This window comes from Senegalia sp. (in: firmicutes) (genome assembly GCF_052088025.1).
Taxonomy (GTDB): domain Bacteria; phylum Bacillota; class Clostridia; order Tissierellales; family SIT17; genus Anaeromonas.
This window is the reverse complement of the sequence record NZ_JBQCYD010000011.1, coordinates 13,946-29,303: the sequence shown is the minus strand read 5'-3', so window position 1 is coordinate 29,303 and position 15,358 is coordinate 13,946. Positions and strand designations below refer to the sequence as shown.

General features: G+C 26.8%; 17 protein-coding genes. All 17 read right to left on the bottom strand.

The annotated features are described in order from the left end of the window. Positions 1-61: 61 nt before the first annotated feature. Positions 62-1,261, bottom strand: a complete 1,200-nt coding sequence (locus ACTHUW_RS04430) for a S41 family peptidase (RefSeq protein ID WP_442196795.1) — start codon at positions 1,259-1,261, stop codon at positions 62-64. A gap of 156 nt (positions 1,262-1,417) precedes the next feature. After that, entirely contained in the window at positions 1,418-2,551 is a 1,134-nt protein-coding gene (locus ACTHUW_RS04425; RefSeq protein WP_442196794.1) for a murein hydrolase activator EnvC family protein, read from the bottom strand. A gap of 13 nt (positions 2,552-2,564) precedes the next feature. Continuing rightward, positions 2,565-3,461, bottom strand: coding sequence for a permease-like cell division protein FtsX (gene ftsX / locus ACTHUW_RS04420; protein WP_442198814.1), 897 nt, complete (start codon positions 3,459-3,461; stop codon positions 2,565-2,567). Next, a complete protein-coding gene (gene ftsE, locus ACTHUW_RS04415; RefSeq protein WP_442196792.1) occupies positions 3,451-4,137 on the bottom strand; it encodes a cell division ATP-binding protein FtsE in 687 nt (228 codons plus the stop codon). The genes ftsX and ftsE overlap by 11 nt, the downstream gene beginning before the upstream one ends. Positions 4,138-4,159: 22 nt before the next feature. Beyond that, positions 4,160-5,122 (bottom strand): PucR family transcriptional regulator, encoded by a 963-nt coding sequence (locus ACTHUW_RS04410; RefSeq protein ID WP_442196791.1) that lies wholly within the window; start codon positions 5,120-5,122, stop codon positions 4,160-4,162. Positions 5,123-5,361: 239 nt separating this feature from the next. After that, positions 5,362-6,480: an ABC transporter ATP-binding protein gene (locus ACTHUW_RS04405; RefSeq protein WP_442210141.1), complete on the bottom strand. Its 1,119-nt coding sequence runs from the start codon at positions 6,478-6,480 to the stop codon at positions 5,362-5,364. Between the two features lie 322 nt (positions 6,481-6,802). Continuing rightward, the gene (locus ACTHUW_RS04400) at positions 6,803-7,243 is read right to left on the bottom strand and encodes a protease complex subunit PrcB family protein (protein WP_442196789.1); all 441 of its coding nucleotides are present in this window, start codon (positions 7,241-7,243) and stop codon (positions 6,803-6,805) included. Positions 7,244-7,372: 129 nt separating this feature from the next. After that, positions 7,373-7,723, bottom strand: coding sequence for a type II toxin-antitoxin system PemK/MazF family toxin (locus tag ACTHUW_RS04395; RefSeq protein ID WP_442196806.1), 351 nt, complete (start codon positions 7,721-7,723; stop codon positions 7,373-7,375). Next, positions 7,723-7,998, bottom strand: coding sequence for a CopG family ribbon-helix-helix protein (locus ACTHUW_RS04390; protein ID WP_442196788.1), 276 nt, complete (start codon positions 7,996-7,998; stop codon positions 7,723-7,725). The genes ACTHUW_RS04395 and ACTHUW_RS04390 overlap by 1 nt, the downstream gene beginning before the upstream one ends. A 147-nt stretch (positions 7,999-8,145) precedes the next feature. Further along, the gene (gene alr / locus ACTHUW_RS04385) at positions 8,146-9,327 is read right to left on the bottom strand and encodes an alanine racemase (protein ID WP_442196787.1); all 1,182 of its coding nucleotides are present in this window, start codon (positions 9,325-9,327) and stop codon (positions 8,146-8,148) included. A gap of 15 nt (positions 9,328-9,342) precedes the next feature. Beyond that, a complete protein-coding gene (locus ACTHUW_RS04380; RefSeq protein WP_442210138.1) occupies positions 9,343-9,948 on the bottom strand; it encodes a LolA family protein in 606 nt (201 codons plus the stop codon). Positions 9,949-9,965: 17 nt separating this feature from the next. Next, on the bottom strand, positions 9,966-10,409 hold the full coding sequence (locus tag ACTHUW_RS04375) for a CBS domain-containing protein (RefSeq protein WP_442196785.1): 444 nt from the start codon (positions 10,407-10,409) through the stop codon (positions 9,966-9,968). Positions 10,410-10,498: 89 nt separating this feature from the next. Then, complete coding sequence (locus tag ACTHUW_RS04370; protein ID WP_442196784.1) at positions 10,499-10,768, bottom strand: hypothetical protein; 270 nt, start codon at positions 10,766-10,768, stop codon at positions 10,499-10,501. A 16-nt stretch (positions 10,769-10,784) separates the two neighbouring features. Then, a complete protein-coding gene (locus ACTHUW_RS04365; RefSeq protein WP_442196783.1) occupies positions 10,785-11,384 on the bottom strand; it encodes a hypothetical protein in 600 nt (199 codons plus the stop codon). A gap of 31 nt (positions 11,385-11,415) precedes the next feature. Then, positions 11,416-12,897 (bottom strand): phytoene desaturase family protein, encoded by a 1,482-nt coding sequence (locus tag ACTHUW_RS04360; protein ID WP_442196782.1) that lies wholly within the window; start codon positions 12,895-12,897, stop codon positions 11,416-11,418. 11 nt (positions 12,898-12,908) lie between these two features. Next, positions 12,909-13,466 carry a methyltransferase family protein gene (locus ACTHUW_RS04355; protein ID WP_442196781.1) on the bottom strand — a complete coding sequence of 186 codons (558 nt, stop codon included), beginning with the start codon at positions 13,464-13,466 and terminating at the stop codon, positions 12,909-12,911. 54 nt (positions 13,467-13,520) lie between these two features. After that, positions 13,521-15,344: an ABC transporter ATP-binding protein gene (locus ACTHUW_RS04350; RefSeq protein WP_442196780.1), complete on the bottom strand. Its 1,824-nt coding sequence runs from the start codon at positions 15,342-15,344 to the stop codon at positions 13,521-13,523. Positions 15,345-15,358 lie beyond the last annotated feature (14 nt).

Genomic DNA, 15,358 nt, shown 5'->3' with positions numbered 1-15,358 from the left:
ATTACTATTTATGCCCCATTATAAAGAATATAAAACTTTAAAAAAGATATAGGCTAATAGCCTACATCTTTTCTTTTAATACTTCTATTGCTTTTTTTAATTGTATGTCTTTTTCTAAATTTTCTATACCACCTTGAACATCTTCTGGTAATTTTATTTCAATATTAGGCTCTATACCTTTTCCGTGTATATTTGTTCCATTTGGAGTAAAGTATTCAGAAACAGTGAGTTTAAATCCTGATCCATCACTTAATTGCTCAATTCTTTGTACTATACCTTTTCCAAATGTTTTAGTTCCTATAAGAGTACCTGTTTTAGTATCTTTTATAGCTCCAGATAATATCTCAGAAGCCGAAGCACTTCCTTCATTTACTAAAACAGTTAATGGAAGGTCTAATTTTTCTTCATCAGATTTAAAATATTCTTTTTCTCCATTTTTAGTTTCAGTATAAACTATATTTGATTTTCCTATAAGTAAATCTGCTATATCAGCTGTTTGTTTAAGCAGTCCACCAGGATTATTTCTCAAATCTATAATTAAAGATTCCATCCCTTTTTCTTTTAAACTATCTAAATGCTTTTTAAAATCATCATATACTAATTCATCAAATTGTATTATTCTAATATAACCAATCTTATCTTCTAACATTTCTGATTTCACACTTTTAAGTCTTATTTCTTTTCTAGTTAATTTAACTTCAATTTCCTCTGAACTTTCATCTTCCTTTGTTCTTAAAATTGTAAGAGTGACATCTGTTCCAGGTTCACCTTTCATAATATCCACTGCTTTATCCATTGTGTCTGCTGTGAATTCCTTGTTATCTACTTTAATTATTTTATCTCCTGGTTTTATACCAGCTTTTTCTCCTGGTGTATCTTCTATAGGTGATACAACAGTTATAAAACCATCTTCTCCTGGTGTAACTATTATTCCTACTCCTCCATAACTACCTTCTGTTTGATCCATGAAATCAGAAAATTCTTCTTTATTCATATAGACAGAATATGGATCTTCTAGCCCCTCAAACAAACCTTTTAACTGACCATCAGTAAGCTCTTCACTTGTTACTTCATTTAAATAATTCTCATCTATATAATTTTTCATATATGCTATTTTACTAGAACTATCCAATTGACTTTTAGGCATTATTATTTTCGAACCTATAGTAAGTTGAACTACATTATCTAATATAAGAGTACCTGTAGCTGTTAATAAAATTAATATCACACCAATAATCATAGCTTTTTTCTTTGAAATCATTCGACTCACCTCCACTTAATCATCATACTATAAAGTTTATTAAAATCACTATCATATTATACCATTTAGCTTTTACCATTTCAATTTAACTATTCGTTTTCATAAATAAAAGACAGAGTATCATATAATATAATAATGATTGACTCTGTCTTATTCTTATTTTAAATATGATAAAGGATTTACATACTGCCCATTAACTCTTACCTCAAAATGAAGATGTGGTCCTGTAGAGTTTCCTGAGCTACCGCCACGTGCAATCGGTTGACCTTTTTTTACATTTTGTCCTACACTTACAAGTAAAGATTGGTTGTGAGCATATAAAGTTACAATCTTACCACCATGGTCAATCATAATTGAATTACCATATCCACCTTTTCCACCTGCAAATATTACCTTTCCACTATTAGCTGCTACTACTGTAGTACCATATTGTCCACCATAACCAATATCTATACCAGTATGTAACTTTTTAGACCCACTTATAGGATGTGTTCTGTATCCAAAAGGTGAAGTTACTTTATACTTTCCAGGCACTGGCCAAGTATACTCTCCTCCTACATAAACAGCATTAGGACTTTGTAACTTTTGTATTTCATTTGTTGTCTTATCTGCTTCCTTATTTATATCATCTTCTAATTTTTCTAAGCTTTTATGATCTTTTTCTAACTTTTTCATTTCTTCTGTTTTTGATCTATTAGCTAAGGAAAGTTTTTCTCTTTGTTTGTTGACTTGTTGCTTTTGATGAGCTAATAATCTTTTCTTAGTTTCTAATTCTTTTTTCTTATCTTCTATTATTTCCCTTTGATCTTGCATAAATTTAAGTAAAGAAACATCTTGATCTGCAATCTTTTGAACTAAATCTAATCTACTGATAAAATCTGTAAAGTCTTCAGCTCCCAAAATCACTTCTAAGTAGCTTACATTTCCATTTTTGTACATAGTTCTAAGTCTTGCACTTAATACTTCATTTTTTTCATCAATCTTACCTTGTGCTTCTTCTAATTCACTTTCAGTTGTAACTATATCTTCCTCTACACCTAAAATTCTATCTTCTACTTTTTTGATTTCTTCAGCTGCTTTATTTATTTCATTATCAAGCTTCTTAATTTCTTTTTCAACCTCAGACATTTCACTTTCTTTTTCTTTCATTTTTTCTTTTGTATCTTTTAATTTAGTTTCTACTTCTTTTTGTTTTTCTTTTAGTTCATCTACATCCCCTGCATAAGCAAATCCTACATTCAGAAAAATTATACTTGCAAGCAAAAAAGATAACAACTTCCCTTTTTTCAAAATAATTTCCTCCTTAAACCTTTAAAAATCTTCTAAGTGATATAACACTGCCAATAACGCCGATTCCAACCCCAATAGATACAAACATTATTATTATATCATTTAATATTTGATAATAAGGTATCATATATACAGTTGCAAAAACATACAATTTTTGACTAGCCATGTCAAATAAATATTTATATCCATAACCTATAAGGGCTATTGAAACGATAGAACCAAAAATTCCAAGTAGTATACCTTCTACTATAAATGGTCCTCTAATAAAACCATTTGTAGCTCCTACATATTTCATTATGTTTATTTCTTTTTGTCTTGCTGCTACGGTTATCTTAATAGTATTTGAAATTATAAATATTGATATTAATATAAGTATGGCTATTACAATTAAGCCACCAGTTCTTACTATATTTGCTATAGTAACAGTTCTTTCTATAATATCTCTATAATACTTTATATCTTCTATACCTTCTTTGTTTTTTATGCTATTTACTATTTTCTCTGAATTTTCAAGGTTGTCTATCCTTAATATGAATGAATCTGGAAATGGATTTTCCTCTAAATCGTCTAAAAGATAAGAGTTATCTTTCCATTGTTTTTGCATAGAATTTAAAGCTTCTTCTTTGGATTTATATTTTACATTAGAAATACCATCTGTATTTTTCAAATCATTTTCTAATTGAGTTTTTTCTTCATCTGTTGCTTCTTGAGATATAAAAACTTCTATTTCATCAAATTCTTGTTTTAGCATAACAGAAAGATTGTTTACATTCAAGACTAAAATTAAAATAATACCTAATATAATTAAAGTGGATGTTACTGATCCAATTGATGCAAGACTCATCATCCTATTACGCCATATTCCTTGAAATCCTTGTTTTAGAGTGTATCCAATAGATCTAAGATTCATAATCATACACACCTCTTTTATCATCTTTAGTTACTTTACCATCTGATAAAGCTATTACTCTTTTTTTCATTATATCCACAATATCTTTTGCATGTGTTGCCATAAGTATTGTAGTTCCACGCTTGTTTATATCTTTTAATACATTCATTATATCCCATGCAGTGTCTGGATCTAAGTTCCCTGTAGGCTCGTCTGCTATCACTACAGTAGGTTTGTTTATGATTGCACGTGCTATGGATACCCTTTGTTGTTCTCCTCCAGAGAGTTGATTTGGATAGCTACTAGTCTTTTTAGCAAGACCTACCATATCTAATACAATAGGAACTCTCTTTTTAATTTCTTTAGATGAATAACCTAATATTTCCATAGCAAAAGCTACATTTTCATATACTGTTTTATTCTCTAGTAATTTAAAATCTTGAAAAATCATACCTATATTTCTTCTTATATCTGGTATTTTCCTATTACTTACCTTTGTTATATCTTTGTTATTTAAAAATATTTTACCTTCTTCAGGATCAACTTCTTTAGTTATTAATTTTACAAGTGTAGATTTCCCAGCACCACTTGAACCTACTAAAAATACAAAGTCGCCTTTTTCTATATCTATATTAACATTTTCTAATGCCTTAACGCCGTTTTTATATTGTTTTGTAACATTTTCTAGACGTATCACAATATCACTCCTGTCTAATGTTCTATTTTCTCAAAGTATAGTTTATATGATTATGGATTATTAGTAAAATTTTAAATTTAAGACTATCATCAAAATTTCTTAAATCCATTCCAGTAATTTTCTTTATTTTATCTAATCTATATATTAATGTATTTCTATGAATATATAGGTTTTTTGCAGCTTCTGATATATTCAAACTATAATCTAAAAATTTTCTTGCAGTTTTAATTTCATCCTTATTTAAATTTTTCATATTATATTTATCGATGTATCTAGAAATATAAGTTATATTATCATCATCTATTAAAGATATTGTTTTATAAATAAACAATTCATTGTATCTATAAATATTACCTTCTAACTTAAATTCATCTGAAAGTTTTATAGAGTCAATACTTTCATCATAAAGTTTTTTAATATTTATAGCTGGTTCTAAACTACTAATTCCTATTTTTATATTTTCTAATATTTCTATTTCTATCAATTCTACAATAAGTTTAGATAATTCCAAAGCTTCATTTTGCTTTTTATTTATTAATAATATTATTAGTTTTCCATTAAATATTGTAACTAAATTAACATCTTCTATATTTATAAGTATTTCAAAAGCTTCTATTAGCCTATATTCCCCTTTGATTTTTAATGAAATAATAATCATATTATCTTCTTTATCTATATTTAAGCTATTTAAGTTTTTTTCTATTTCAAAATTATTTAAATCTTTTTTTAATATATTGTTTATTAATTTATTATAGTGGGTATTATATTCATTATCGTAAAGAATTTGTGAAAATAAAATTTTTAATAATTTTATTTCATCTTGAGATATTTCATTTTTACTATATATATAATATTCTTCTCCATTATCTATATAATTATAGATTAAAAAATCTTCTTTATATTGATTACTATCTAAATGGAGATTGTATGAAGTTGATAAATTAATATCTCTTAACTGTTTTTTTATATTATCTTTAATTGACATAAAATCACCTGATTAATATTATAATAAACTTCTAAGTTTTTTTAAAGAGTAATCTAAAAACAATTTGTAATCTTATAGTAATATTCTATCATATTTCTTGTTAAAAGTAATGTAAATGTAATAATTATTTTGAAATTACCTCTAAAATAATATCACAAGCTCTACTATAACACAAATAAAAAAAAGAAAACAGGATTTTTAAAATCTTGTTTTCTTTTTCATTTTAAATTATATGGAAATTAAAAAATTGTTTTTTCTGTTTCTTTATCAAATAAGTGAATTCTATTTGTATCAAATGCTAAATTTACCTCATCTCCTGCTTTAGCTTTATTTCTTGCATCCACTCTAGCTATTGCATTGTTTCCAAATATGTTTAGATATAAATAAGTTTCAGATCCCATCATTTCAGTTACTTCTACTTTGGCTTTAAATGCGCTATCTTCTGATGCATCAATAAATGCTTTTTCATCATGAATATCTTCAGGTCTTATACCCATAGACACTTTTTTACCAAAGTAATTTGCTTCTTTTAGTATTTTTGCTCTACCTTCTGGTATTTTCACTTTTACATCACTATTATCTAATAATAGGTAACAGCTATTTACATCCACTCCCTCAATACTTCCATCAAAGAAATTCATCTGTGGACTTCCTATAAATCCTGCTACAAATGCATTTGCAGGGTTTTCATATACCTGTTGTGGTGTATCTGCTTGTTGAATAAAGCCATCTTTCATAATAACAATTCTATCACCCATAGTCATTGCTTCAGTTTGATCATGAGTTACATATATAAAAGTAGTTTGTAATTTCTTATGAAGTTTAGAAATTTCGGTTCTAGTTTGAACCCTTAATTTTGCATCTAGATTTGATAAAGGTTCATCCATTAAAAACACCTTTGGATTTCTTACTATGGCTCTTCCAAGAGCAACTCTTTGTCTTTGTCCTCCAGATAGTGCCTTAGGCTTTCTATCTAAAAGAACTTCAATTCCTAATATCTTTGCTGCTTCTTTCACTTTTTCATCTATTTCATTTTTTGGTGTTTTTCTTAATTTTAAACCAAATGCCATATTATCATATACGGTCATATGAGGATATAATGCATAATTTTGAAATACCATAGCTATATCTCTATTTTTAGGTGGTATATCATTAACTAATTTATCTCCTATATATAATTCTCCACCAGATATTTCTTCAAGTCCTGCAACCATTCTAAGTGTTGTAGATTTACCACACCCTGATGGTCCTACAAGTACTACAAATTCTTTATCTTTTATCTCTAAATTAAAATTCTCTACAGCTTTTACATCACCCGGATAAATTTTTTCTAAATTTTTAAAAGTTAAACCAGCCATAATTACCTCCTAAGTTACTTTGTTTTTTTCTATAGTTTAATATTATATCAAGCTAAGGTTTTTTTCTATTGACAATTCATACAGTCTTTCTTTTGTTTTTTAGTCATATATACAAAAGTTGATTATTTGGGCTTCCACCTTTTATTCCTGTTAATATTTCAATTCCTTCTTCTACAGTTTCTATAGAAGGTCCAAATTCAGGAGATTCTATTGCTCTTTTTTGACCTATTATACCTTCCCAATTATATACTTCCTGATTAAAGTGTTTAATACATATTTACGCTATTAAGAAGAATAATCAACAGAAATGAATTTCTGATGATTATTCTATATAATTTGTCTTTAAATCAATTTTTTCTGGCAAATCTTCTAATTTTGTCAAAACTACTGCAGTAGGATAAGTGATAACTTGAGGTACTATTTCGTCCACCTTTGGATCCTTATATTCAGCATAAACTGTCAGGTTGAGTTTATCATTGTTTTTCTTTTTTTCTATTGTCTGTATGTTGACATCATATCCATCTGTATTCTTTTCTCCCCTTGTTACTATAATATATATTTTATCGTCTATTTTACAAGCTAGAGCTCTTTCTTCTTTTTGATACTTAGGTAATATTTCTTCTATTTTTTTAGGTATCTTATCTTCTTTAACAATATCAAAAGCCACCTTTTCATCTCCTTTATTACTCACGATTTTATAAATTAAAAAAACACTAAAAATAAGTACAGCTAAAGCAATAAAAATATACCATTTTTTTTTCACATAATCCCCCCATTTAAAAAAATACTCATTAAATAGTATTATAATTACATGAAAATTATGAATCAATTAAAATATCACATAAAAAAATTAGAAATTATATAATTTCTAATTTTTATGTAATATTTTAATTTAAATTTCTGAAAGACCTGTGCTTATTCTTATACATTCATCTACATTTTTCATCTTTTCTTCATCAAAATGACCAATTTTTTCTCTTAATCTTTTTTTATCTATTGTTCTGATTTGTTCTAATAATACTACAGAATCTTTAGTAAGTCCGTGTTCACTAGCATTTATTTCGATATGTGTAGGTAGTTTTGCTTTATTAATCTGAGAGGTAATAGCAGCTATTATAATGGTAGGGCTATATTTGTTTCCAACATCATTTTGTATGACTAAAACCGGTCTAACACCGCCCTGTTCAGAACCTATAACAGGACTTAAATCAGCATAAAATATATCTCCTCTTTTAATCAATATTAATCACATCCTGTCAGCTTAGCTTCATAATCACAGAGCTCATAATCATATTGTTCTATCCCCATTTCTGAAATAGCCAAATTAATACTAGCCATTTCTCTGTATCCAATTTTCATATGCTCTTTGATTTGAATTTTTTTCCTTTCTCTAATATAAAGCTTCATAGCTTCTCTTATAAATTCAGTTCTGTTTTTCTTTTCAATGGATACTATTCCATCAATTTCGTTTAGTAAAGTTTTTGGCATACTCACAACTATTTTTTTGGATTCGGCCATTGGTGCACCCCCGGATAAATTTATTAAGATATTATAATTCCATATATATACCTACTATTATTATATTCTCTTATAGCTAAGTATATACTTGATTATATATTAGTATACTAAAATTTTCAAATAAGCCATTAGACCTAAACTTATATACTAACTATTATGTAAATTATAATCTTTTACCTTAACAATCTTATCCTCTTTTATAAATAACCTTGGAACCCTACTACCTACCATTGAAACTACCTCATAATTAATTGTACCCAATTTTTGAGCAATATCATCTACAGTATTAGTATTTTTTTTATTCCCATCAAAAATAGTTACTAGATCTCCTATATTTACATCACTTATTGCTGATAAATCAATCATTGCTTGATCCATACAGATTGTACCTACTAGATCAACTTTTTTATTTTTTATAGTTAAACTTATATTATTACTTAAATTTCGTCTAAAACCATCGGCATAACCAATAGGTATAGTCCCTATTTTAGTTTCTTTACTTGTCGTATAGGTATGACCATAACTAATACCTTGGTCTTTATCTATAGTTTTAATATATGATATTTTGGTTTTAAGACTCATCACTGCTTTTAACTTTATTCTTTTTTTATTTACATCTTCTGAAGGATATAACCCATATAACATTATACCTGCTCTAACCATGTCAAGGTTATATTCAGGTAAATCTATTATTGCAGCACTATTAGATATATGTTTTATAGGTATATGAATGCCTTTACTTTCTAAAATACTAATCATTTTAGAAAATCTTTCAAATTGTAATCTTGTAAATCTTTTATCCTTTTCATCAGATTTAGCAAAATGACTGAAAATCCCTTCAATTTCTACTTTAGGAAGCTGTGATATCTTTAATATTTCATCTATAGCTTCCTGATCATCTTGAAATCCTAGTCTTCTCATTCCTGTATCTATCTTTATATGTATTTTAAAAGTTTTGTTTTGCTCTAAAGCAGTATCAGAAAGTAATTTTGCCTGTGAAAAAGAATATATGGTACTTATTATATTGTACTTAAGTAGTTGTTTTCTTTGTGCATCAGGAGTATAACCAAGTATCATGATAGGAGTATCTTTTATGCCACTATTTCTTAGTTCTATAGCTTCAGATAATGTAGCAACAGCAAGTCTATCAGCTCCATTATCCAAAAAAAGTTTTGAAACTTCAACAGAATCATGACCATACGCATTTGCTTTTACTACTGCTGTAAACAAGGTATGTTTTTTAATTAGTTTTTTAGTTTCTTTTATATTATGTGCTAGATTATCTAAGTTTATCTCTGCCCATGCCGGCCTTATGTTTTTTGATTCCAACATTTTGCCTCCTTTTTATAATGATTCAAATAGATTTTTTTCTGTGAGTTTTATGTCATAATTTAAATTAGTATATTTTATTTCTATGGTTTCTTTGCCCTCACTATCAATTATTATCATTTTTAAAGGTTTAAAATTTTCTTTTGAAAACCATATTTTTTGTTCTTTTCGTGATGTATTATTTCCTGGTAAATTTATTTTAATAATTAAATAATCATCTTCACTTGTTATTTGCATTTCTTCAGAGGTCTGAATTCTTTCTAGAAAATATCCTAAAAAGAAACTAGTATTTTCCTTTGTTTCTTTTTTATTTTGAATAATCTTTACCTTATCTATATCAGGATATATGAAAAAGGTTTTTTTGCCATCAAAATATATATCTTGTTTTCCATCCATATACTGAACTTTATATTTGTTAGGCTTTAAAAAGAAATACTTAGCCAAGTACTTTTCAGGCTTTTTATTACCATGTATGATCATTGATACATCACAAGAGTAATTTTCTATGTTATTTATGGTTTTCTGAAGTTCATTAAATAATTCTTCATCTGTTGGATTTTTATCTTTACAAGCTATTGTTAGTAAAGATATTAAAACAATCACAACAAATATTTTTTTCAATTATTTACACCCCATTATTAAATATGTGATAATATATCAGATCTAGCTATTATACCTTTTAACTTATCTTCTTTATCTATTACTGGTACTCTGTTTATTCTTTTTTCTAGCATAATATTTACTACTTGTCTTAAGTCATCATCTTCATATACTTTTATAACTGGTGTACTCATTAAATCTTCAACCTTATATGCTGCAGCCTTTCTTAATTCTTTTTCAAACTTTTTAACTGAATCAAGTAATATAAATCCTCCTAATAATGGTACATAAGATGGCATATTAACATCCTTATCTCTAAATATAAGATCTGTTTCTGTTACAATACCAACTACTTCATTTTCATCATTTACTACAGGTACACCACTAATTTTATTTGTTATAAGTAACCTTGTAACATCTTCTACTTTATCATCTACTTTTACTTTCATAACTTCTGTAGTCATTATATCTTTTGCTTTCATAAAATAACCTCCTAAATAATTTATATTATAAATTCAATATATTTATACCCTATATTAAAGCTAATATACCACTGCTAAGTTAATAAATCTTATTTTGTAAGATCTCTAATTATGTCTAGTATATTTTTATCTAAAGGTATACCTAATAACATACCTAAAACATATACTGCCTTATATAAAAAATATATAGTAGTTAATAAAAACAATATTATAAAAATCAATTTTAAAATAGTATAGATTCTAGGTTCCTTTTTATTGTTTTTATCTTCTTTTTTATATATTTTACTAGTAAAAGTGCCAGTGAAAATTTCTATTCCACTTATAATCAATATGAAAAGTAATATTAAATCAAAAGTCAAATTTTCTCCCCTTTTCTTATTCAAAAAAATTCTTATCTAGTTTTTCAATTTCCTTTTTTCCTATAATATTATGAAGAAATGTGTAGGTATCATTTATTGATTCTTCATAATCATTTTTATCTTCTATAAGTTTTTTTAGTTTTATTCTTAAGTCTGAAATTTCATCATTTATAGGAAATAACTTTTTTTCTTTTAGCTTTAAATCTTCATAAGCTATAGTTACAGTTATATTTAAAAGTTCAAAATTAGCTTTTCTTATTTGACTAGGTATCATGTCTAATTCAAACTTTAAATCTTCTGTTTCTTCATTCATCTTTATTATTTCAGCTCTTGAATTTTCTAGCCTTTTTATAGCTTTTTTATCATCATTATTTACCATATGAGATAAATTAACTATATTAACCATTTCTTTTCTCTTTTTACTTTGTAAGTTTTTTAGTTTGTTTTTAGTTTCTCTTTCATGCTTTAATTTTTCTAATAGTTCTTTTTTTGCAATTTGAATATACTTGTCATCTGAATTTCCAAATATTTTTTTCCATTCAGCATTATTTACTAATAATGGTATATTGTTTTCAGCCATAATATTATAATCTAAATTTATATCTTTAAATGGCAAAATATCACCCCCATTATCATTATACTACTTTTTAATTTTTTTTGGTTTCTAAAATTAAATCTTTTAAATTTAAACCTGATAATGTAACCATAGGCATCCCGCCTCCTGGATTTACACTTCCTCCTACAAAATAAAGATTGTCATATTTTTCACTTCTTTTAGACGCCTTTAATCCTAGATTCTTTTTCACATCTGAAACAACTCCATAGATAGAACCCTTATTTGAATTATACATTTTCTTTATATCAAATGGAGTTAAAATTTCTTCAAATAATATATTTTCCCTTAAATCATCAAGACCCATGCTTTCTAGTTTGTCATATATTCTCTCTTTTAATTCCATATAATCTGAAAGTTTTATATCATCTTGAATATATGGAATATGTGGTAGTATTTTTATATTGTCGTATCCTTCAGGTGCCTGAGATTTATCAGTCCTAGTAGGTGCTACGAGATAAATTGTAGGATCAGATGGTAATTTCTTTTTATTAAATACTGTAGCAAAATGTTCTTTTGGGTCTTTAGAAAAAAAGAAATTATGATGTGCTAAATTTTTATATTCCTTCTTTAGACCTAAATGAATAACAAGACCTGAACAAGTTGGCTCAAATTTATCATATTTCTTTAAAAATTCTCTATCTTCTTTTAAAAGATTTTCATATGCTGGAATTACCTCCATATTTGAAACTATTATGTCAGCTTTTATTACTTTTCCATTTTTAAGCCTTATAGCAGATACTTTTTCATTTTCTTTTAATATCTCTACAACTTCACTGTTTAAATTTATTTTAACTTCTAATTCTTCCATGAGCTTTAAAAAACCTTCTGCTAAATTATACATGCCACCTTCCACATACCAAAGTCCAAATTGATATTGTATATATGGGAGCAAATTAAAAAGTGCTGGGGCATTATAAGGGGATGAGCCTACATATTTTATGAAAAAATTTATTATATCTATTAAATATTCATTATCTATATATTTTCTCACCTGTGAATCCATTGTAGATAATCCATCTAAATCTTTTAATAATTTTATAAAGCCATATTCTTTTATATTATCCTTAAAGGTATCTAGACCTTTAGCAAAATAACCTTCATCCACTAAGTCATATAATTTCTTTGAATATGTAAGAAATTCTTCTAAATCTCTATTATCCCTTTCAGATACATTTGTAGCTCTAAACTTATTCTTAATATCTACAGGAATAAGATCTATTATTTTACCATCTTCAAAGAAATTTCTCCAATGAGGTTTTACTGCTACTAAAGTAAAATAATCCTCCATATTCTTTCCGGCATTTTCAAATAACTCATTAAATATATGAGGCATGGTGAAAATAGAAGGACCTAAATCAAATTTAAAGCCATCTCTTTCTAATACATTTAATTTGCCACCTATCTTATCATTCTTTTCAAAAACTTCTACATCATAGCCTTGTGTAGCTAAGGATATAGCAGAAGAAATACCTCCAAGACCAGAACCTACTATTACGACTTTTTTATTTCTCATATACTTACCTCCTAATAAATAAAGGGTATGAATTTATACCTTTTTTCTTTCCATTTTATGTATCTTGGACCTATGATTTTTTCCATCATCTTTTCTTCTTCATCCATTCTCATTTTGAGTATTTTAAACATTATAAAAGCAGAAAATATAAAGACCAAAAAATTTTCTGTATATAAGGGTATTGATATGGTTAATAAAAAAAGTCCTAAATATAGCGGATGTCTTAAATATCTATAAGGCCCCTTGCTAATTAAATCTTGATCTTCCTCAGCATGAACAAATCTCGAAAAATTTCTACCTAATACAAAAAGAGACCAATATCTTAATAGTAAACCAAAGGAATAAACGAACAAAGCTATTATTCTTATCCATTTAATATTAAATAAACCTATATCAAAATAAGTCATTATACCATTCATTACAGCCACTAAAATAATTGTTACCAATATCATATAAAAGGTATCCTTCTTTATTTCATCTTTTTTATATCTGGAAGGATATATGACAAATTCAAGCAACCATAATATACTTATAATTATAAAAATATAATCAAATATATCTAATTTCAAAATTATCACCTCACTTAATATTTTATATTTACCTTATTTTATAATATATAAACTTTAATCCCATGAATTAGTAGAACTTTGTTTTTTAAATTGATTATTATAAAGTCTATAGTAGTAACCCTTTTTATCTAATAATTCAAAGTGATTGCCATATTCTGAAATCTCACCCTTTTTAATTACAAGTATTTTATCTGCATTTATTATTGTAGATAATCTGTGGGCTATTATAAAACTTGTTCTATTTTTAAGCACTTTTTCTATAGCATCTTGTATTTTCTTTTCAGTTTCAGTGTCAATAGAAGAAGTAGCTTCATCTAAAACAAATAATGAGGGGTTTGAAACTATAGCTCTTGCAAATGATATAAGTTGTTTTTGACCAGTTGATAACTTTCCTCCACCTTCGCCTACTTGTGTATTATATCCATTCTCTAATCCCTTTATAAATTCATGTGCATTTACTTTTTTAGATGCACTTATTGCCTCATCATCACTAGCATTTTTAGATCCATATTTTATATTTTCTAATATAGTACCACTAAATAAATGTGGACTTTGAAGGACGTATCCTATATTTGAATGTAGCCATGATAATGATCTTTCTTTATAATCTATACCATCTATTAATATACTACCTTCAGTTGGTTCATAAAACCTACAAACTAAATTAACAATTGTGCTCTTACCTGATCCTGTTTCTCCTACTAATGCTATAGTTTCTCCAGAATCTATCTTTAAATTAAACTTTTCTAATACCTTTTCTCCACTTTGATATTGAAATGAAACATTTTGAAATTCAATATCACCTTTAATCTCTTCCCAATTTTCATATCGAGGATTTAATATATCCCCATATTTTAAAATCACTTCTTCACTATCTCTTATATCAGGCTCCATTTCTACTAAAGATAATATTCTTTCAGCTGAAGCTTGAGCTGATTGTAATTCAGAAAAAACTCTTGCAAGTTCTCTTACTGGCTCAAAAAATAAAGTTGTATATGATAAAAAGGCTACAAAGGTTCCATAGCTTATATTTCCTATCATTACTCCCTTTCCACCAAACCAAAGCGCAAGACCAGTTCCAATACTCCCAAGAGTTAAAACTATAGGTAAGAATAAAGATGAAAATATAGCTGCTCTTATAGAAACAAATCTCATGTTTATAGTTAGATTTGTAAATTCTTTTAAATTTTCATTTTCTCTAACTAATGATTTTGTGGTTTTAGCACCAGATATTCCTTCACTAAATGCTCCAGTAATCTGAGAATTTATTTTTCTTACATCTCTATAAGAATTTAATATCTTTTTTTGAAAATATATACTTAAAAGAGCAAGTATTGGAACCACTGATAAAGTAATAAGTGCTAATTTGAAATTCAAAAAAAACAAAACTATAGCTACACCTATCATAAATGTAAGACCCCAAGCTGAATCTACAATTCCCCAACTTATAGTTTCTCCAAGTCTTCTAACATCAGATGTCATTCTAGCCATTATCCATCCTATTGGTGTTTTATCATAATATGTAAAAGATAGCTCTTGAAGTTTTTTAAATCCTAATTTCCTTATATCATATTGTATGCCCATTTCAACTTTCCCAGCTATAGCAATAAATGCCCATACATTTAAGACTTGTATTACTATCAATATTAAGTATATAAATGAAAATCTAATTAGGCCATCAGTATTTCCTGGTACCACATAATCATCTATAGCAATTCTTGTCATGAGAGGGAATATTATATCAATTGCTGCTACACTTAACATTATTAAAATCAATATATATAAGTTTTTTTTATAATTTTTCATATATTTAAAAATTCTTTTCCAAATTCCTAAATTTAAGTTTTTGCTATATTCTTTCTCTGTAAATCCTGTCATATTAGCACCCCAAT

Coding starts and splice junctions, on each gene's coding strand:
- ACTHUW_RS04405 (WP_442210141.1), bottom strand. CDS start 6,480: ATGGCTGGTTTAACTTTTAAAAATTTAGAAAAAATTTATCCGGGTGAT.
- ACTHUW_RS04430 (WP_442196795.1), bottom strand. CDS start 1,261: ATGATTTCAAAGAAAAAAGCTATGATTATTGGTGTGATATTAATTTTA.
- ACTHUW_RS04390 (WP_442196788.1), bottom strand. CDS start 7,998: ATGGCCGAATCCAAAAAAATAGTTGTGAGTATGCCAAAAACTTTACTA.
- ftsX (WP_442198814.1), bottom strand. CDS start 3,461: ATGAATCTTAGATCTATTGGATACACTCTAAAACAAGGATTTCAAGGA.
- ACTHUW_RS04360 (WP_442196782.1), bottom strand. CDS start 12,897: ATGAGAAATAAAAAAGTCGTAATAGTAGGTTCTGGTCTTGGAGGTATT.
- ACTHUW_RS04410 (WP_442196791.1), bottom strand. CDS start 5,122: ATGTCAATTAAAGATAATATAAAAAAACAGTTAAGAGATATTAATTTA.
- ACTHUW_RS04350 (WP_442196780.1), bottom strand. CDS start 15,344: ATGACAGGATTTACAGAGAAAGAATATAGCAAAAACTTAAATTTAGGA.
- ACTHUW_RS04375 (WP_442196785.1), bottom strand. CDS start 10,409: ATGAAAGCAAAAGATATAATGACTACAGAAGTTATGAAAGTAAAAGTA.